Here is a 21,435-nt window from a genome sequence, read left to right on the forward strand (position 1 = left end):
CTCGGCCCGGAAGGTGGCGAGGTCCGCGTGCAGGCCGCCGGCCAACCGGCCGGCGCGCTCCCGCTGGCCCGAGCCGGGGTCATGTAGCTCGGCACCCGGGCGGGTAGCCCACTGCCACGCCTGACCGATGCGCCGCCGAAGTACGGACCAGCCGGCTTCCATGACGGTCCGCGATTCGCCGTGCAGTTCGTCGATCTGGTCGATGATCTCCCGTTCGACCAGGGGTGTCCCGTCCACGGCGAGTGACCGCAGCCAGAGCACGCTCCGACGCCACTGCGAGGCCGTCGCGACGACCGGGGTCGCGTCGACGCCGGTGGCGGAGTCTGACGCGTACCGACCACCCGGCGTCACCGTGTCGGGAATACCGAGTCGCGCCTGCCGGATCCGGCGCACGAGTCCGGGCACCGGTTCGGGAGGCCCGGTGTCTCCGGCCAGTCGTGCAGCGTCCTGGCCCAGGAAATGGCGGTGGATGCCCGACTCGGCCTGCACGTCGACGAAAGTGTTGATCAGCTCGTCACCGTCGCCTGCCACCGGCAGGACATGGACGAGATGGCTCTCCGGCAGTCGCAGGAATGCCTGCATCCGGAAACCCGGCTCGCGGTCCATCAGGTTCCGCGATGCCTCGCTCACGCCGTCCATCAAGGAGACGGATGGCCCCTCGGTGTTCCGGGATGTCCACCGCAGCAGGTAGTCGACCCACTCGTCCTGCGTCGGGACCCGCTCCGGTGCGGTCCGGGCGATCACGAGGCGCAACAGAGACGTGAAGAACTCCACGCTACTGAGCCGCCGTGACCGGGTCTCGCGCAGCGCTTCGGGGAGATCGTCGGCGCCCTCCTCGGGATGCGTGTACGTGCCGTCGACGGCACGCTTCCACCCGAGGTCGTCACCGGGGGGGTCGACCGACACCGGTTCCTCGGCCGGATCAGGCGGACTGGCGTCCAGTTCCGTGGTGTCGTCGAGGTGCTCACGGTCGCCTGTCGTAGGGGTCGGCTCCGGCTCGTCGACCGTCACCGCGTCGCCGAGCCGCACCCCCCAGGCCAACCACTCGTGCATCGCGTGGAGCTCGGCTCGCAGCGAGGCCAGGTTCGGGCCGGGGGCCTGCTCGCCGACCAACGGGATCAACCAGACCGACAGTTCGTGCCGGGCCACCTGCGGCGCGACCCCCGCACGGACTCGGTCGCCGAGCTGTGCCAGCAGCGCAGCGCCGCCGGTCACCCCCTGCTCGGCCGCCGACCGGCCGTCGACCATCGGCAGGCCGTCCGGACCGGACAGGTACCCGACCACGATCCCGCCTCCGGCGAAGGGCAGCAGATGCTCCGGCCGTACCCCGTCCCAGCCGAAGATCTGTTCCTGCCAGTCGACGGTCCTGGTGGTAGCGAACACCTGGTCGAGCCAGTCGTTGGCGGTCAGGTAGCGGTCTGCTGCCGCCGCTGTGTCCACCTCCGGGGACAGCAACGGCTCCAGCACGCGCCGCAGGCGTAGCGGGAAGTCGGGATCCTGTGCGTCGGCATCCTCGTAGAACGACCCGAAGCGGCTGAGCAGGCTCTCCGCGAAGTCCACCGCGGATTCACCCCGATCGGGTCCGGCGTGCCACAGCCGGTGCGCCGCACTCAGCCTCGGCAGGGTGAGACCGTGCACGCCGTACGCGATCGCCGCCAACTCGGCCAGGTGCACCAGGTCCCGGCGGGAGTGGAGCGCGTCCTCGTCGGACGTCGGCATGCCCAGTCGTCCCGCCAGCGCGGTCAGGGCGCGCACCGCGACCGCCGGGTCGGCCGGCACACCGGTGGGCTCGGTCAGCCCGGCCTCCTCGGCTCGCTCCAGCAGGGCATGGAGCAGGAGACGAAGGGAGTCGGCGCCCTGGCTCGGGTTGGCGTACGCACTCAACCTGACCCGGAAGCCGCCCGACGAGTAGCCGGTCCCGAGCGCGCGGCGTACCAGGTCCCAGTCGGCCGCCGCGACGTCGTCGGTCGTGGTGTAGCCGTCCCCGTCGACCACCGGCGGTGTGCGGGACGGCCGGTGCACGTGGACGAAGCCGTCGTCGAAGCCGACGCCGATGTGACTGGCCAGGACGCGGGCCACCCAGATCCCGGCGCCCGCGACCGTCCAGGGTGTCTCCCGCTCCGGGGTGCCGATGACCACGCGGGCGGTACCGGCACCGGTCAGGTCCGGCGATGCGTCGACCGGGCCGATCCACACCCGGTCGTCCACGGTCGTCACCTGCCAGCCCGGATAGAGCTCGAAGGAACCGTTCCCGAGGTTGCGCAGGAGGTAGGGCTTGGCGAGGGTCAGCGTCTGCCGCTGTGGGTAGCGGTGGACCGTGTAGTAGCCGGCGAAGGGCGGCAGCGTGAGGGCATGGTTCCGGGCGTGCGGTACGAGATGGTCGGTGTGAGGTCCGGACACGTCCAGCAGTTCCGGGGCGAGCGTCAGCAGGTGCCAGCCGCCGAGGATCTCGGCCAGACCCACCGCCTCCGGCACGGTCAGCCGTCGGGTGGGCGTGGCCACCAGCTCCACCAGCGACGGTATCCGCAGACCGTCGGCCAGTGCCGCCAGCACCAACCCGGCATTATCGAGATCATCGATACGTACCAGCACCAGCGGCCGGTCCGCGCTCGCCAGGCGGTCCGGTGGCACCGCTTCCACTGACGACGACGGAGACACGAAGCTGCCGGCGGGGATGGCCAGCGCGGTGTATCCCTCCGGTGGCACGACCTCGGCGTTCGGCTCCGTCCGCCAGTCCTGCACCGAGCCGGTGGCCTCGAAGTCGACCTGGATGAGGTGCGCCTGCGTCTCGAGGGGCAGAGCCATGTAGAGGATGGCCGCGTCGGCCATCTGCCGCATCGCCACGGCCTGTCTCCGACCCAACCAACGGCGGAGCCGGGGGCTGAATCCGTCGATGCGATCCACCACGTCGAGCAGGCGGGTCGCCTCACGGTAGGGCGCCCCGGCGGCGGCGACCGCATCGATGACCCGGCGGCTCTGCTCGCTGTCGACCGTGATCTCCGCCCACAACCGCTCACCCGAGCCGGTGCGCAGGTCGCCGGCCACCTGACCGGCGGCCAGTTCGTTGCGGACCCGGGCGTCGTTGGTCAGCGGCGTGATGGCGAAGGCACCGACCAGGCCGGCCACCGCCTGGCCGGCCACCACCGCCTGCTCGTAGTGCACCATCTCGTGCACGAGGGTGGAGACCATGCTGTCGAAGGAGCTCGGGTCGACGTTGACCCGCCACGTCTGGCGGGAGAAGAGACCGGCGGCCCCGGCCATCTGGTTGCCACCGACGGTGAGGTTCTGCGGCAGGAGCAGCGGGCCACCGATGTGGGCCGCGATCACATTCGCCAGGCTCCGCCACGCCTCCCTGTCCTCATTGGCGAGAAGGGCGCGATGATCACGTACGTGCGCACGCACGGCATCGTGCAGTGCCGGGTCCGAGGTCGCCAGCAGCCGGTGGTCCAGCAGCGGATCGGACGGCCCGACGACCGTGACGGGCAGCGGTCGGGCCTGCCGCAACGTACGCCAGGCCTCCTGCTCCTGGAAGGCGTCCACCTGGATCCGGCGCGCTGCCGGATCGACGGTGTTGGTGTGGCCCGGCCGCACCGTCCACCCGTCGCCGACCAACTCGGTCAGGATCTGCTGGTCGTGATAGCGCTCCAGGATCTCGTCGAGCGGAGTGGGACGGTGCGCATTCGTCACCGTGCCGGCCTCGTCCACCCGCGCGTAGACGAGGGCACTGCGTCGTCCGGTGACGAGCCGGTACAGCCCGACCCCGGGCAGCGTCAGATGATCACGGATCCGCGTACCGGCGCCGACGACGTGCCGGACGTGGTCGATCGCCGAGTCCACCCCGGCGGCCTCGGCGTACCGGGCGAAGTACCTCTCGTCGGACGGGGACATGAGGGGGGCCCGCCACCGCCGGCCGCCGTCCGCGTCGGCCACCGCACGGAGGCGGTAGATGTCGCGTCCCGTCTCCGGACTGACGATCTGGAAGGTCTCCGGATCGATCCTGCGGCCCGACACCGGCCGGGTCCCGCCGTCCGCCAGTGTCTCCGTGACCACGTCGAGCGGGGTGCCGTCCGGACCGGTCGGCTCCCATCCGCCCGCCTCACCCACCCACGACGTGCGGAGCACGCGGGCCGACGGGGCACCGCCCGACGGCGGCAGCGTCCATCCCACCTGGTCCAGCCGCTCGCGGGCCACCCGGTTGGCGGTCAGCCGGGACACGCGGTAGTCCTCAGCGTCGAAGCCAGGCGAGGCCACCGACAACCCGGCGAAGAACCCGTCGCCCGGCGTGGGCTGCATGCCGTACTCGTCGACGAGTACCCGCCGGATCCGGTCGTTCGTGACGAACCTCGACTGGTAGTACTCCTTGCCGCTGTTCTCGGTGACCAGGTATGCGGCCAGGTGCACGAGGCCGGGCACGTCGGAGTTGTTGTACAGCCCCATCGTCGTCACGTGGTCGGCGTCCGCCCGCATGGTGTTGACGGTGTGACTGCCGCGAGCATCTCCCCGAGGGCCGAAGACGTCGAGGATGATCCAGCCCCCCTCCTCCACGGTGCCCGCCAGCGGCTCCCGCAGCCGCACGTACGAGCCGTCCGGGGCCAGCGCCACCGGCCGGAGCAGCGCTGCGGCCTCCTGGAGGACCGGCCAGGCGGTGTCGTCGGAGGCGTTCAGGTCGACGCGCCGCTCGGCCGGGTCGAGGGCGCTGGCGTGACCGGGGCGCAGGGTCCATCCGGCCTCGCGCAGCGCCGTCACGGTGTCGTACGCGGCGAAGCGGTCCAGCAGCCGGTCCAGTGGCAGCGGTCGACGCGCCGAGAACACCTCGCCGTCGACCACCATGGCCCGGACCAGCACGGTGTGCCCACCCATCCGATGCCGGTAGAGCTGGTGACCGGCCGCATCGAGGTCCACGCTCCCGGCGACGGGCTCGCCGTTGCGGACGACGTACGTGACGAAGTCCCGCGCCTTGTCCTCCGGCGTACGCGAGCCCAGCGTCCGCTCCACCCGATGCCGCGCCCGCTCGACGGGGCCCTGGGCGGCCGTCCAGCCGAGGTCCCTGGCGAGTGCGTGGAAGTGCCGCGCGTCCTCCGGCGACAGCATGTCCCGCGTCGAGGTGCGCCCGCCGTCCGGGTCGCCCTCGGAGGTCGCCGCACCTGCGGCATCGGCGACCGACACCGGAGCCTCCGCCGGATCAGGAGGACTGGCGTCCCACGAGCCGAGATCCGAGTCCGTCTCGGCGTCCGGCAAGCGGTCCTCTTCGACTGCGGCCCGGAGGCGGTCCTCCGTCACGCCCAGCAGGCCGTGTCGTTCGTGCACATCCACCGCGACATGCAGCAGGGCCACTCGGGCGCTCTCGTCGACGACGTCTCCCTGACCGCCGGTGTGCAGGCCGACCCGACGCGCCAACTCGGTCAACAGATCGACGACCCGGTCCGGATCGGCCTCCGCGTCCCCACCCGCGAGGCCGACCAGTTGGTCGAGCAGCATGATCGGCAGGTAACCGTCGAAGCCACCCATCTGTGTGTCAGTGGTGGCGAGATCGCTGTCACCGAAGGCGTGGCTCCACAACAACCCGTCCAGCGGATCGACGGCGACCACGTCGCGGAACTCGCGGCGCGCTGGTGGCGGACCGACGTCTCCGTACACCTTCCACAAACCCTCGCCCAGGGGCATGCCGGCCTGCGACGCCAACCCATCGGTGAGCAAGATCCCGAGCCGGACGACCGACCACGGTGTCGCTACCCCCGGCGCACTGATGGCGACCGACTCGTCCCCGAAGGAGGGCACGATGTCGAGGGCATCTTCGGGGCGGATCCAGATCCGGTGCGGCTCGGCCTGCACCGTCCAGCCCGGCCCGAGTGCGAAGCGACCGCCACCCAGGTCGGCCAACTGCGTCACGTGCGACACCGGTAACGGCTCGTCCTGCGGCTCGGCATGGACCGTGTAGTAGGAGACGAACGGTCCGACCGCCCGAGTGTGCGCACGTGAGTACCCGACGAGATGGTCGACCCGTTCACCTCGAGTGATCAGATCCGCCCGCAGAGCCAGGTTCTGACCGTCCTGCAACAGACCGGCCAGCGCCGTCACCCGTGTCCCGGCGACCCGGGGAACGACCAGATCGACGAGGGCGTTCGCCGGTAGGTCCGCAGCCACCCGGCGGAGGACCTGCCCGGCCTCCTCCGCAGAGGCCGCGTGCACCACCACGATCGGGCGCTCGGGGTGCACGAGATGCCTCGGCGGTGGGACGGCCGCACCGTTCGTCGCGCGGAGCTGGACACCAGCCGGCCCCGACCATGCCACCTCGACGCCCGAGTCCGGTTCGACCCGGACGTCGATCTCCGCACGCCAGTCGCGGACCGATCCGCCGGCGAGCAGACGATCCTGAATGCTCCGCGCATACCTCTCGACCACCTGGCTGTGCAGCAGGGCAAGCATGTCGGCGCGGAACCGTGCGACCCTGCTCTCGTCACGCGTGAGGCGTCGGTCCAGTCGCGCCGAAAGCTCACCGTCCTCGGCGGAGCGCACATCCGTTTCGGTGCCCAGCCACCTGTCGGCAGCCAGCAGGGCGTCCTGCAACAGCACCCGCCGGGCCTCGACCTCCGACTCCCGCAACCTCGCGGCCGGGGCGAACCGACGATCGCCCGGAACGAACATCCGCTGGAGGTGACGTCGGGCGTGGGGAGCGGTGAAGGGACTGTCGACCGACTCGCCGAGAGTCCCCCGGTCATACCGCGCCTGTTCCGCGAGCATCCGCTGCTCGGCGCGCAGAATCTCGGCGGACAGCGTGCCCAGGCTGCGGTCGACCGAATCCGTGCTGATGCTCAACGACCACGCTGCGTAGCTCAGGGCAGTGGGCTCTCCCGGTACCACCTCGACGCGGAGTTGCGGCAGGCCGACCCAGTCGGTCAGCAGGTTCGTCAGCTCCGTCCACGCTTGATCCCGTGCGTCGCCGCCTGCGGTGAGCGTCGCGTAGTGGTCACGGGCCCAGGTACGCACCATCGCGGTCAGCGCGCGATCGAGAGCGTCGAGAGGCGGCAGGACCGGGCCCCCGGAGTCGGTGGTCGCGACCGGCGACAGCGGTCGGTACGCCCTGTCGGTGGATCGGTCGAGATACAGGACCGGCCGCTCGCCCGGATTGGTGTGCTCCGCGAGCACACCCTTGCGGATCACGATGTCGACGTCGAGTGCCCGAGCCAGCACCACGGCCAGGTCACGGCTCGCCGTCGGGTCGCGGGTTTCCTGCGGCCCCAGGTGCTCCGCCAGAGCGTCCGGCCGGCCCGCCAGGGCGCTGCCGAGCGCGGCGGCGAGCACCCGACGTCGTGGGGCGACCGGCACGACCGGCCGGTCGGTTGCGGCGGGGAACTCCTGCGGTGGGAGCGTACGTGCCAACTCTGCGCGGACAAGACGACGCTGGCTCTCCCGTGTCCAGTCGTCGAGCGCTGCCTGGACCAGACGCGAGAGCTCCTGATCGCTGGCCCCTGGATGCTCGCGCCGGACGTTGTCCTCAATGATGGCCCGTCGGTGCTCGTTCGGTACGGGCGCTGCGGCCAGCGCCGGGAGCCTCGACCCCAGTTCGAGCAGTGCACCGGGCGGCAACTCTTCGACACGCTGTGCCGGTTCCGCACCGACAAGGTCGCGAACGAGATCGTGGTGCTGCCCGATCTGCGCCAACACGTGGCGGCGCAGTCCTGCCGGGGCGCTGACACCGGACGGCAGACGCACACCCTGCCACCCGGCGGCATCGATGACGGCGCCCAGCAGACCGTGTTGCGCCCACCGCCCCGATCGCGAGTGCAACTCCGGCATCGACACGGAGAACCGATCCGGGTCCCGTTGCGCCAGCCACGTGCCGATCTGGCGCAGCAGGCTCGTGGCGGGTTCGGTTCGCACGCCCGCCAGCCAGTCGACTGCGGTCCCCAGGATCGCGACGTCCTCTTCGGTGGCGCTCTCCGGCCGGGCAGGGGTGGCCAACCAGACCGACCGGGCCGTCTCGTACGGGTCGGCGACGCTCGGGACGGAGGTGGGTGAGGTCCACTCGGGCAGGGGGATCTGGGCCTGGAAGCGCTCGTACCAGACACGCACCGACTCGTCGCTGCCGTCCAGTTGGTGCCACACGTTCCCAGCGGCTCGGCGCCGGTCGCCGCGTGCGGAGGCGAGGTCCGTGCCGGGTGGTAGTGCACTGGCGAAGGCGTGGAACCGGGCGTAGAGCCCGTGCCAGTACCGCAGCGAGAGGTGACGCGAAGCCCGCTGCCGTACGGCGTCTCGGACGAGGGCCTCCGGGTTACTCGTGACGACCTCGGCCAGGAACGCGACCGGGTGTTCCTCGTCGGGAGCGAGCATCGGCACGTCCGGCTTCCACCGGACACCTCGTGGCAGACTTGCCCTCTCCTCGCCGGGCGGATACCACGACGTCAGCTGGAACAGTGTCGCGACCTGCGCGGCTCCCGGCGGGTCCAGGTCCAGCACGTCGAGCAGGGGATGGAGTTCCGTCCAGCCGGACAGGTCGAGCAGCCGGTCGTCGAGCCAGACCATGTCGGAATCGCCCTGGCCGGAACCGTCGCCCCGCGACGGGCCGGCGTCGGCCGTGCCGACACCGCCTCGTTCCGCCGCCCGGACCAGCGCGAGGACGATGCGCAGCCGGGCCTGTAGTCCCGCCAGACCGAACTCGAGATGCAACGGCATCGACCAGGTGCGTACACCGTCACCGGTGCTCTCGAACGTGCCGTCCGAATCGGCCCGGGCGCTCACGGCGGCGCGTTCCGGGCCGGACGACATCCGCGTCAGGAGGTCCGAGTACGTGACGGCAGCCTCGTTCAGCGAATCGAGCGAGAAGGAGTCCACTCCCGTGCCGGGTGTCCTCACCTCGATGGAGAGCGCCACCTCTGCCCGGCCGTCCCACTGCCGCAACTCGTCGACCAACAGACCGAGAGCGCGCCAGACCGCAGGACTGTCCACCAGACCACGTACTGCGGACTCGTACCCCGCCGGGTGCACCACCTGGTGCTCGCCGTCCATGCTCGGCACGGCATTCCGGAGCCCCTGCCACACCGGCGTCATGTCGTGGCTGATCTGCTGGAACGTCCGGGTGAACTCCGCGTCCTCGGAATCTCCCTTCGGCCCGAGGGTGAGGTGCAGTCCGAAGGTGGTGCCGCTGTCGGGCCCGGCCAGGCCGCCCAGCGCGTTCTCGACGAGATACGGCAAGGGGCTCACGCCGACCGAGACGCGGTCGCGCAGCCAATCCACAAGTTCCTGCGCCGGCGGCCGCGCGCCGGGGGCACCGAGGTCGGGCCAGTCGTCCAACCCGTCCGCAGCGCCGTCGTCCACCCAGTTCGGTATCGCCAGGTTCATCGGTGGCCGTGGCATCGGAGCGGAGAGCAGGTTCGTCCAGTCCGCATCCGAGGTCCCGATGACGAAGTGGTACGCCGCCCGGATCACCTCGTCGGGTAGGGCCATCCCTCCGGTGACGAATTGACGTGCCAGGGCCGGCCAGGGCTGCTCGGCCAGCCGACCGAAGGAGTCCGGGCTCCCGTGCACCGCCGCCCGCAGCACCGTCTCCTGCCAGCTCACGCGCTCGCCCCGCAGGTCGGTGGAGGTGCTCAGCCGATCGGTGAGGGCTTCGGCGTCGAGACCGGACGTCGACGTGTCGACGGCGAGGATCGCACGAACGCGGGCAGCGCTCGGGATCTGCGGCGCCTCGAACGACGTGTGGGCGACGGTGGGATCGTCGAGTACCCCGCCCAGTCCTGACGCCGGTGGCTCGGTCTGGTGATGGACCTGCCGCCCACCGAGCACGAGTCCGGCCGCCTGGGCGCGAAGCGCCGGATCGGTGAGCAGCCCGGTCAGTCGGTGTGCCCGATCTCCCAGCTGGTGTGGGCCACCCACCTGTGACGGGTCGCGGAAGCCTGGGCTGGTGAAACGCCAGTTCCACTGCTCCTGCGACAGGGGTCGCCGGGCGACCCGGACGAGTTCCGCCGCGATCCGCACGCGGGCCTGCAGGACACCGGGCCAGACCTGACCGGGAGCCATGGTAAACGAGACGTGGTCGCCCGAGCGCCAGTTCGCGCGAACGACGAGGGGGCCGGTGCGGTGATGCTGCAGGAATTCCTCGAAAGAGTCGAACTCCTGCATCAGGTCTGCGGACCGGTACTGGTCTCCGTCGGCGAAGGGAGTCAGTCCGGCGGCCGTCAATACGTCGGCCAGCGCGTAGTAGAGGTGAGCCAGCCGGAGGTAGGCGGCTGCGTCCGTGCCGAACTCGGTCCGGACGGAGATCGCCACGTACGTGGCGGCGGCATTGTGCGGCACACTGTCCGTCAGTCGGGCGAATCCGTCCCAGCCACTACGGTCGGTCCCGAACTCGTAGATCAGGTCGCTGCCCAGCAGGTGGGCACCAGGCAGTTCCCCGACCTGTTCTGCCAGCTCACCAAGCCCGGTCAGAGAGAGTTGGATCGTCACACCGGTCGGCGCGGGGGCCTCCGGCAGGATCGGCACCAGCCACGCGCCGGGCTCACGTGCTCGTGCCAGTGCCTCGACCACTGCGAGCGGATCAGAGCCACCGATGAACCGGTGAAACAGCTCGGCGGCCTCGCCGGACTCTGCGGAGGCCAACGCGGCGGCCTGGACGGCGCGATCGCTGTAACGGCTGAGCGCGGCCGAGCCCTCACGGTTCCACACCCGCCAGAGCTGCTTGGGGCCGAGGGCGTACCTCTGGAACATGGACTCGGCCCATGCCTGGTAGTCCGTGACCACCTGCGCGATCGTGGGCCGCACACCGCCCGACACGGTCGGTGGCCGTCGGGTGTTCGCGTACAGCGCCACCGACTCCGGTGCAAGGTGCAGTAGCTCCGCGATCTCCAACAACCTGTCGATACCGAGCCAACTGCCGTCGTCGAGCAGCGTCGGAAGATTCGACGGGACGGTCCCCGAGCGCTGTACGAGCCGGAACAGTCGATCGGTGATCGTGTCGCCCGATGATCGCCCCGCCCAGTCGGGCCGGGCCCGGATCGACTGGCCGACGTCGTACGCGACGCTGAAGCGGTCGCCGTCGGGCGTCTGGTTAAGCCGTTCGAGGTCGTCGTCGGGTCCGAGCACCGCCGGGTCGACACCGAGGACGGATGCGAGCGCGAACAACCGCGCCGGATCCTGCACCCCGAGGCGGCGGGCCTGATCGACGACCCGGTCGGGAATCTTCCCGATCCGGAGACTGAACGCGGTCACCCAGGCGGGGCTGACACCCAGCTGGCTGGCCAAGGCCGTCTGCGCCGGCGTCGACAGGTCCATCCGCTTGGCCAGGGCGTGCAGCAGTTCGAGGTAGCCGACCTGATCCGGGAAGTGGTCGTCGGTGAGGAGCCCGACGACCCGCGTCTGCGCGCTGGAGTCCAGTCCCCACTGCCAGGTGAGCCACCGGCCGATCAGTCGACTCCGGTCGGTCGTCGGCTGCCAGGCGTTCGCGCCCAGTCCCAGATCGGTCAGGAGCGTCAGCGGGAGCGTGGCCGCCTGATAGACATCGGCGGGCACCTGGTTCGGATCGCCCCAGATCAGGGCCGTCAGACTGGCGGCGATCTCGTTCAGATCCTGTGTCCAGAAGTCGGTCTCCCGCGGCAGCAGGTCGGCGATCGGAGCGAACTGGTGCAGGTGCACCTCCCACTGAATGGCCAACTCGATCAGCCCGACCTGCGACGGCCCGGACGGCACCTGATAATTCCGCGTCGCCGCCAGATCCTGGCCGCCCGACAATCGCGCGTAGTCGAGGACGTCCTCCGGCGGCGCCTTCATCCTGCGTGCCTCGTCGAGCACCGCGAGGTGGTCCACCCACGGTCGCCTCATGATGTCGTGCGCGATGTCCGACTCATCGGTATCGAACCGCTCGCTGAACCACGTGGCGAACCACTGGTCAGCGGCGCGCTCGACGGGCAGCGGGCTGATCAACGCGGCGTCTCTGGGCGGTCGGTCCGGGTCCCTGACGCGGTCGAGAAGCTCAGCGGCGCTCAGCGCTCCCGGATGCGCGAGGACATCCTGCGTGTCGACACCCATCAGGTCGAACAGCTCGCCCGGCGTCAGGCCGTCGGTGCCCGAGGTCAACGGGGTGTGCGTGCCGACCCACAACGCCCACCACGGCGCGGTCGTCACGTCGTCGAAGCTGTTCCGAAGGTGCGTCACCAGCTCCGCGACGGAGAGCCGGTCCGGTTCCGGCACCGACGGTGGAGATGCCGACAGCAGGCGCGCCGCCGATCGGAAGGGCATGAGGTCCGTCGGAGCGGCGTCCATCCGCCAACCCCACTCGAGCAGGACCGGTGCCCGCACGTTCGCCCGATATGTCAGCCTCGGCAGGTAGGTCGGCATCTGACCGGTCTTTCGGGTCAGGTCGAACAGCCAGTGCGCCTCGCCGTCGTCCAGTTCCATCCGCTCGGCCAGACCGACCAGGCGGGGCAGGTCGACCCAGGCGTTGGCGGCCAGTGCCCGCACCTCGTCGGCGGACACCCCGAACCGGGCCGCCCACCTGGTCGCCTGCGCCTCGGTGACCGGAGGCACCTGCCGATACAGGCCGGACGGCGTCAACGCGCCGAAGGAGCCTGCGACGTCGTACGGCGTCAGCGCGTGGAGGAAACCTGCGATGTCGTCCAGCGGCCGGTCGCCGAGCATCCGATAGAGCTGTAGCCGCAGGTGCCGGGACGACAGATCCGCGAGCAGCGCGGTGGCCGGGAAGCCGAGCCGGCCGCTCAGTGATGCGTACCGGACGAGCTGCTTCGGCGTACGGAACCCGCGTTCCCGGGCGACGTCGAGGACCGCCTCCCCGAGCGAGCGATGCGGACCGCCCCGCGCGGACGCGGTCGCACGCCGCACGCCCTCCCGCACCACGTCACCGATCATCAACAGCGCGGACCAACTGTCCGCTGCGGTATCCGTCCACTGTGCTTTCGGAGGTTCGTCGGGGTCCGTGGGCACTGCGGGCGCCGGAGACTGCGGCGGCTCGGCACTGTACGGCGGTGGCTCGGCCTCGGAGAACTTCGCCGCTGACCGGAGCTCGTCAACCAGTCGATTCAGCTCGTCGGCCATCCGCTCCGGCTTGTCGGCCTTGGGAAGACCGAGTTCCGCCACCACGGACGTCGGATCGTCACCCCGATGGTACTGCTCCCAGGCCCAGTCGAACGACCGCGACATCAGGTGCGCCGGCAGCGCGTCCAGCAACTCCAACGACACGCCCCGGGCGTTGAGCCACCGCAGGACCGGCAGGTCGGCCGGGTCCAGAATCAGCCGGCGGCCGATGTCGGCCAGCAGACCCAGATCGTGGTCGGTGTACACCCCGTACGGCCGCAGCCGCCACCGCAGTTCGGCCAGCAGTTCGTCGGGCGCGATGTCGTCGCGTCCGGCCACCGTCGCGGCCAGCTCGCCACCGAACAGCTCCAGCGCGTACGGATCCACCCCGATTTCCACGGCGAGCAGGTACCAGGCCCGCAGCAGTCCCGGCACCGACGCCGCATCGGCCGGGTTCGCGCCGAGCGACGACAGTTCCCGGCGGCGGCCTTCGACCTCGACATGCTGTGCGGCGATCTCCCGGGCGGCATGACGTACGCGGGCGGCGGCGGCAGTCCGCGCGTCGCGGATCCGGTCGACGTCATCCGCCACCCTGGCCAGTTTCTCCTGCGTCCTGGCGAGTTCCGTGACCAGGGCCGCATGGTCGGTCAGCCGCTCCCGGTCGTGTTCCATCCGACGCCGGAGGTCGTCCGCGCGGGTCTGGAGGCGTTCCGCCGCACCGTCGAGTCCGGTCGCCTTGGTCTGCCAGTAGCCGTGGTGGTACTCGGCCGACCAGTGCGCCTGCTTCGCCCGGTCCAGCTCGACTTCCGCGTGTGCCAACCCGCCGCGCGTGTGGGCCAGCACCGCCGCCACCGCCAACGGCTCGATCCGGCCCGGCTCCGGCACCCGCTCGATGAGCTGCACCCACCGCAACATTCGGGTCAGCCGGGCAGCCTCGACCACCAGGTCGTCTTCACCGATGACCCCGAGCAGTCTCGCCAGCCGCCAGAACCCCGCACCGTCGAACCCGTTCGGCTGACTCCTCAGCAACCGGTCCCAGGCGTCGGGGCCACCCACCGCGTCGGTGAGCGTCTGGTGCTGGTCGGCGCTCAGCCCCGAGGCCGACGGTGCTCTCCGCTGCTCGGCGCTCAGGTTCGACGCCGACGACGCCTCCCGCTCGTAGGTGGGCAGTTCGTCGCGCAGCGGATCAGCGTCGCGCATGATCCGGTCGGCGTCGCCAGGCGACACCGACAGCTCGACCGCACCGTCCAGCCGGACAGCCAGTGGCGGTGCTGCCGCCGAACCCGTCGGAGTCACCTGCGCCAGCAGCCCCACCCGGATCCGCTCGCGGGTGGTGCCGTCCCGATCCGACCGGCCGAGGCGTACGCCGCCGAACATGGCCAGCTCGACCCGGATCGGACCCGCCACCACACCCGATCCACGCAGCGCGTCGGGCAGCAGCGCGGTCAGCCCCGGCGCAGAGAGCGCGTGATGGATCATGTCCACCGTGACCGGGTCGGCCACCGCCGGGTGGGGCCGGACACCGCCCCGGGCACTCGCCGACCGGCGGCCGGTCCAGCGGCCCGAGTGGAGTTCCGCCGTCACCGCGTCGTGGAGCGCACGCACCGACGTCGGAACGATCGCGCTGACCTGGATCTGTCCGTTCCGTACGGCGTCCGTGGTCACCGCCAGTGACCGCAGGCCGAGCGCCCCGAGCGTCTCCTGCGGACCGCCGGGCAGTGCCGGCACCGTCGCGACACCGTCGCGATCGATCCGCAGCTTCGGCTGCGTCAGGATCTGGTCCGGCACCGTCACCTGCTGATCGAGAAGCACCGCACGGGTCTGTGGCAGATCAGTGACCGGTTCGCGGCTCGGAATTCCGGGCGGTACCGGCCCGGTGTGCTCCAACCGCACCGTCACCAGCAGGGATGCGTCGTAGCGATGCGCACCGTCAGCCGAATCGACGTGCCGGTAGGGGCCGGCCGACGCGGTCCGCACGACCAACCGGAACCGCTCGTCCCCGGACCTTCCGGACCGCGCCGGGCGGATGATCACACCGGCCTGAAGGTGTGCGGCCGGTACGGCCCCGAGGCGCTCGGTGGAGAGCAACTCGGTCAACCGCCCCGTCGGCCGACCCGACACACCGATCATGCTCCAGCGGCTCCGCGCGAGTCTCGACGCGTACGCGCCGACCACATCTGCGGCAGCCTCCGACACCGGATCCGGAACGGCCGGGTCCGATGCCGAGAGGGAGCGCTGCTCGTGCTGGAGGGGAAGCGCTGCGGCGGGCAGGAGTTCGGGTGGCCACGTCCCGGCCGCCACCGGCGTCTCGGCCGGATCGGGTGGGCTGGCGGTGATCTCCATGTCGTCCGGATCGCCGCCGGCCGAATCCGTCTCGTCCATCCCGGTCGACACCGACGCCGCCAGCCGTACTCCCCAGCCCAGTCGCTTGTCCAGCGCGGCGAGGTCGGCCCGCAGCACGTCGAGCGACTCCTCGACCGCCGGATCGTCGACGAGCGGCGTCAGGAACACCCGCTGCCGGCTCGGGTCACCGTCGTTCAGCTCGGTGCGCAGCGTGTCACCGAGTTGGGCCAGCAGCGCGGCACCGCCGCCGACCTGGTGGTCGGCGGGCGGCCGGCCGTCGAGCAGCGGCAGCCCGTCCGGGCCTGCCTGGTAACCCACCACCAGAACGTCGTCGACCTCGGGTAGCAGGGGAAGTGCCGCCCAGACGTCGAGTGGTATCCGGGCCAGGTCCGCACCGGGCCACCAGAGAGCCCCGGCCTCCTCACCGGCCGGTCTGGTGCCTTCGAGCACCCGGACCAGCCACTCGTACGAGCGATCGTAGGACGGGCCGAGCGCCGACCGGGAACCGTCCGACATCGCCACCGGCTCCAGCACCCGCATCACGAGCAGCGGAAGCTCCCGGTCCAGGTCCTGGACGTGGCGTGCGGGAACGACCCGCTCGACCAGCGTCCTCGCCCGGGTGACGGCAGGAAGCGCCAAATCTCCCGCCGTCGTGTGCACGTGCCACGCCGCACGTAGTCTCGACATGGTCAGGCCGCCCGGACCGTACGCGACGGACGCCAGTCGTCCCGCCGCCAGCAGGGCACGCCGGGCGGCGAGCGCGTCGGAGTCGGGTACGGCCGGATCGAGCGCTCGCAGCCGGTCCGCCAACCCGGTCAGCGCGTCGACCGCGCGCGACGGTGGCACGAGCGAGTCGACGCCGCTCAGGTGGAGCAGGGCGTCCAGCACGTAGTACAGCTCGTAGTCGGCGGACTCCACCAGCCCGGACAGGCCCCCGTCGGCGTACCGGCCCTCGGCGGAGCCCCCGGCTGTCGGGACGTACTCCGCGCCGAAGGCGAGGCGTACCAGCTCACGGTCGCGGTCCTCGACCGCGTGGAGCACGTCGTCGGTGACAGCCGCAGGCAGGTCGGCGGGTGTGCTCCCCGGTCGGAACACGTGGACGAAGCCCTCGTCGGCGGTGGCACCGACCTGGCCGGCCAGGATCCGGGCCAGCCAGAGTCCGGCGCTGACCACCGCCCACGGCGTCTCCTGGCCGGGGCTGCCGATCACCACGCGCGCGTGTGGCACACCGGTCAGGTCCGGCTGCCCGTCGGCCGGGCCGATCCAGGCCCGGTCGCCCACCGCGACCACGTGCCAACCCGGATACAGCTCGAAGGTCCCGACGCCCACATTCCGCATGAGGTACGGGAAGGACATCGGCAGGAACGGTGGTCGCGAGCTTCCGTGGAGTCGGTAGTAGGCGGCGAACGGGGCCAGGGTGGGCGCGTGCGTCCGGGAGAACGGCAGCAGGTGACGGGCGAACTCACCGGCGGGTGCCACCAGGGCCGGGGCGACGATCAGATGCTGACCGTCGTCGAGCGCCGAGGAGAGCACCGCCAACTCCTCGACCGTGAACAGCCGGCCTCCCGGCGCGCCGTGCAGTTCCACCAACGCGTGCGCGGGCAGGGACGACGCCAGCTCGGGCACCACCCGCTCGGCGTCGGCGAGGTCGGTCAGGTGGATCAGCACCAGTGGCCGGTCGGGATGGGCGAGCCGAGGCGGCGGCGGCACCGTCACGCCCTGCGGACGGAAGACGCTGCCCGCCACGGTCGCCTCGACGACGTACCCGGGAAGTGGCGGCACCTGTGCCTGCGGTTCCCGTCGCCAGTCCCGCGCCACACCGCCGGAGTCGAAGTCGAACTGCACGAGGTGTGCCTGAGCCTCCAGCGGCAGGTTCAGGTATCGGGTCATCGCCTCGGCGAAGTGTCGGAGCACGCCCTCGTGGCCCCGCGCCAATCGGCCACGGACTCCGGCGTTGAACCCGCCGAGGCGGTCGACTTCGTGCAGGAGTGTCGCCGTCACGTCGATGCGGGACTGCGCGGCACCCACGGCGGCGATGATCGCCGTGGCCCGAGCATCACCCTGCGGTTCCAGTTCCGGCCGCATTCGCGCGGCGATGCTGTGCCCAGGGCTGCCGGCATCCACCGCTGTCGCGGAGAGTTCGTCACGGACCCGGGCGTCGTGGACGAGTGACCTCAGCTCGCCGCCGTCCGACCGGGCCGCCGTCAACCGGCCGACGAGCGTGACCTGCTCGACATGGACCAGCTCGTGCATCAGCGTACGGAGCAGGTGTTCGACGGAGCCGTCGGCGAGCCCGAACCTCCACGACCGCCGGTCGAATCCGCCCAGGTGTCCCTCGGCCGGTTGACCGATGTGGAGACCATCGGGTCCCAGCTCGGGCAACCCGGCGTGCCGCAGGACGAGGTTCGCCAGGTTCCGCCAGCCGTCCTGCTGCGCGGCTTCTCCCGACCTGCCGGAGAGCCGCCCGTAGTCGGCACGGACCAGCTCGCGTACCGCCTCGTGCAGGACGCGGTCGGCGGTCGCGAGGAGCCGGTGGTCCAACATCGGATTCGTCGGCGCGAGCGCCACGGCAGCTTCGGCCGGATCGGGCGGGCTGGCGGTGATCTCGACGGGTTCGTCCGGTGCCGGTCCGACCCCAGCCGCGCCGGCACGATCCGCCACACGGCCCGGCCGAGGTCCGGTGGCGACGGCGACCGACGCCTCATCCGGCATGGTGTCCCAGGCGAACAGCCGGTCCAGTTGCCGTTCCCGCTCGATCGCCGGGCCCTCAAGGGGCAGCGCGGCGTACTCGATGAGGGTGGATTTGTACGCGGCGCGGGCACGGATCATCTGCAGCCCGAGATCAGCCTGATCGTGCGGGCTCAGGGCCGGCCCGGCGACGGCGGCCCGAAAGCGCTTCACCGCATCGATGTGCTCCCGGTACACGTCGCGCCGACGTGCCTCCACCGCCTCGTTCGCCCTCCGGTCGGCACCGAGACGACTCTGGAACAACTGCTCGCCGTACTGATGGTCGTCGCTGCCCGCCACGGTCGGGTTGTCCAGTGCGGCCTGGAGCACCCGGTCGTCCTCGATGGCGAGGTGCCGCCGCAGGTCCGCCACCGAGCGGTGGGTGGCCGCCAGGTAGCGAGCCATCAGGAAATACTGCTCGACGTGCTCCCACTCGTGGCGCAACGTGATGACCACGGACTGCCAGGTGGTCAGCTTGTCGGAGAGCAACAGACGCCAGCGCTCGTGCTGGAAGCCGCCCTTGTATTCATGGACTCCGAAACTGCCAGGGCCCGGGGCGTTGATCAGCGGCTCGAACCGCGGCACCGGGACGTGTCCCGGACCGGCCGGATTGAGCGTGTCCGACAGGTACGCCCAGAGCTCCTCCTTGGCCTCGCGGGTGGGTGGGCCGGTGAGACCGTGCCCGATCCGGCGCGCCGCCTCGTGGTACTCCATCAGCCGGCGATCCTCCGGCAGATGCCGGTCGAATCGCTGGGAGATCAGTTCCCTCATCTCCAGTCGGGCCAGCCGCTCCTTCGGGAGGCCGCGCAGGTACGTCCCCAGTTCGTCCCACACCTCGCCCGGCGGGTCGGCATCGGCCCCACCCACGAGGACCCAGGTCTTCCCGTCGTTCGGGCGGGCCAGGAATTCGGTGATCGCCGACTCCGTGGCGCCCGGCGGCCGGACCCAGATCAGGTTCGGATACCTCACCAGGGTGTACTCGGCGGCCATCGGCCGGGTCCGTGGCCCGTCGCCCGCGGTGGTGTCCTCGTCGACCAGGTACCAGCCGTGGTCCGCCGACGTGCCCCCGGGCAACCGGCGGAACGGCACCGGCGTTCCGGCGGTGACCTGACCGACCGGTACGGTCATGACCGCCCCCACCGGCAGGTGCCGGTCCACGAGCGTCCGCAGCTTCTCCGGCGTCACCCGCCGCCCGGTACGCGGCATCTCCACCTGCTGCCGGCCGGCGATCACCGGCTCCAGGGCACGCAGGTACCGGCCCACCACCCTCATGTCGGTCACCGACCGGTCGACCCGCAACGCCTCCCGGCCCGCCACCAGCGGCGCACCCGCGTTATCCGCCGACGTCGGGGCCGCGCCCCGATAGAGCCGGTAGGTGTCGGCCTGCTCGTGCCGGATCTGGTAGCCCTCGGGAACGGCAGCCGCGCGCACCGCGGTCTGTTCCTCGCGGGCTTTCCGCTCCTGCTCGGCCTGCCACGTCCGCAACGCCTCGTCGAGCTCGCGCCGCCACCGGACCTCCTCGGCCTGCCGGACCTCATCGGCCTGCCGCGCCGCCTCCCGCTCGTGGATGACGACCGTGACGCGCTGCTCGTACGTCAGGCCACGGCCCTCGCCCCGGCCACGCAACACCGTCCACTCGGCCTCGGTCAGCGGGCCGGGCAGCTCACGCGGGGGCAGCAGCACCGGTTGCCGGTCCCGGTCCAGCACGATCCGGACCCCACGGTCGCCGTACGGGCTGCGCCCCTGCTCGGCCGCCTCCACCTGCTGCCGGAGCCGTCCGGCCCGGGCATCGTCCGCGCCGACCGCGACCAGTTCGTCCAGCTCCGCCCGGCCGCGCTGCGCGAACGACCGCAGTGCCTCCACCACGTCCCGCCGCCGCAGCGGCGACAGCCCCGCGCCGAGCCCTTCGCCGTCGAGGATCCGCTGCTCGCCTACTGACGGGGCGACCACCGGCGGCACCGACGGGGGGCCGTCCCCCGCCGGGACCGGTGGTGCGGGCTGCTCGTCGTGGGAGTGCGTGAACTCGTCGGTCGCCACGGCTTCGAGATGGGCGATCCGGTCCGCGCGCCACATCCGTTGCGAGACCGAGCCGCCCGGCAGGGCGTCCCAGGCGCGCAGCTCCGCCAACTCCGCCTGCACCTGCGCGGTCTGCCAGGCCCGGTTGCGCTCGCCGACGACCAGGTCGGTGCGCTGGTCGAACGGCAGCCCTCGGCCCTCGCCCCGACCGGCCAGCACCTCCCGTTCGGCCTCGGTCAGCGGCTCGTCGCGAACGTCCGACGGTGACGGCTGTCGCACCGGGGCGACCGTCCACACCCGGTCACCGGCCGAGGCGTCGCCCACCAGGGCTTCCAGGTCGGCGATGTGCTGCGTCCGCCACGCCTGATCCGTTGTCGGCTCGTCCGGCAGCGGCTCCCGGTCCCGCAACTCCGCCAACTCGACCCGCAACTGCTCGGCCTGCCAGGCCGCGTTGCGCTCGACGACCACCAGGTCGATCCGCTGCTCGTACGACAGGCCCGCGCCCGCGCCCTGTCCGGCCAGCACCCACCGTTCGGCCCGGGTCAGCGGCAGGCCGCGTACGTCACGCGGTGGCAGCAGTTCCGGTCGGCCGTCCCGGCCGGGCACCACCCGCACGCCCCGATCCCCGTACGGGCTGAGGCCCTGCTCGGCCCGGGTCACCTGCTCCCGTAGCCGGGTGGCCTGCCGCAGGTCTGCTGGACCGCCTGCCGCCGTCAGGTCGTCGATGCGGGTCCGCGTCTGCTGCACGAACGATCGCAGCGCCTCCACGGTCTGCACCCGCCGCGCCGGTGACAGCCCCTCGCCGAGACGCTGACCCGCCAGGATCCGTCGCTCCGGCACCGACGGACGCTCCACCGTCGGAAGCGGCGGACGCTCCACCGTCTGCACGGATGGGCGCTCCAGCGTCCGCACCTCCGGAGCCGACTTCCCAGCCTCCGGCCGCTCGCGTACCACCGGTGTGCTCTCGACCGTCCGCGTCGGCGGGGCCGGTGCCTCGGTCACCGGCAGCAGTGCGCCACGGTCGGTGACATGCACGGGCTCCGGCCGCGGAGCCGCCGGCTCACGGCCCTGGGCCGGCACCTCCCACTCCACCCGCGTGGAGGGAGCGCCCGAGGTCTCGCGCGGTCGCAGGCTCGGCTGGCTGTGCTGATTCAGGACGACCCGGAACCCGCCGTCGTCGTACGGGCTGAGGCCCTGCCTCGCCAGCTCGACCTGCTGCCGTAGCTCGGCGATGCGGGCCGCGCCGGCCGCAGCAGCCGTCGGCCCCTCCAGCCAGGTCTCGGCGCCCCGCGCGAACGACCGCAGCGCCTCGACCGTGAGCACCCG

At 71.6% G+C, this 21,435-nt stretch carries 1 protein-coding gene (running past both ends of the window); it reads right to left on the reverse strand.

Every position in this 21,435-nt window falls within one protein-coding gene, locus ID554_RS09740, for a hypothetical protein, read on the reverse strand. The gene is 50,472 nt long; 21,867 of those nucleotides lie to the left of the window and 7,170 to its right, leaving coding positions 7,171–28,605 in view, spanning codon 2,391 (complete) through codon 9,535 (complete); reading right to left, the first codon wholly in view occupies positions 21,433–21,435. Both the start codon and the stop codon lie outside the window.

The organism is Micromonospora craniellae (assembly GCF_014764405.1).
Classification (GTDB): domain Bacteria; phylum Actinomycetota; class Actinomycetes; order Mycobacteriales; family Micromonosporaceae; genus Micromonospora; species Micromonospora craniellae.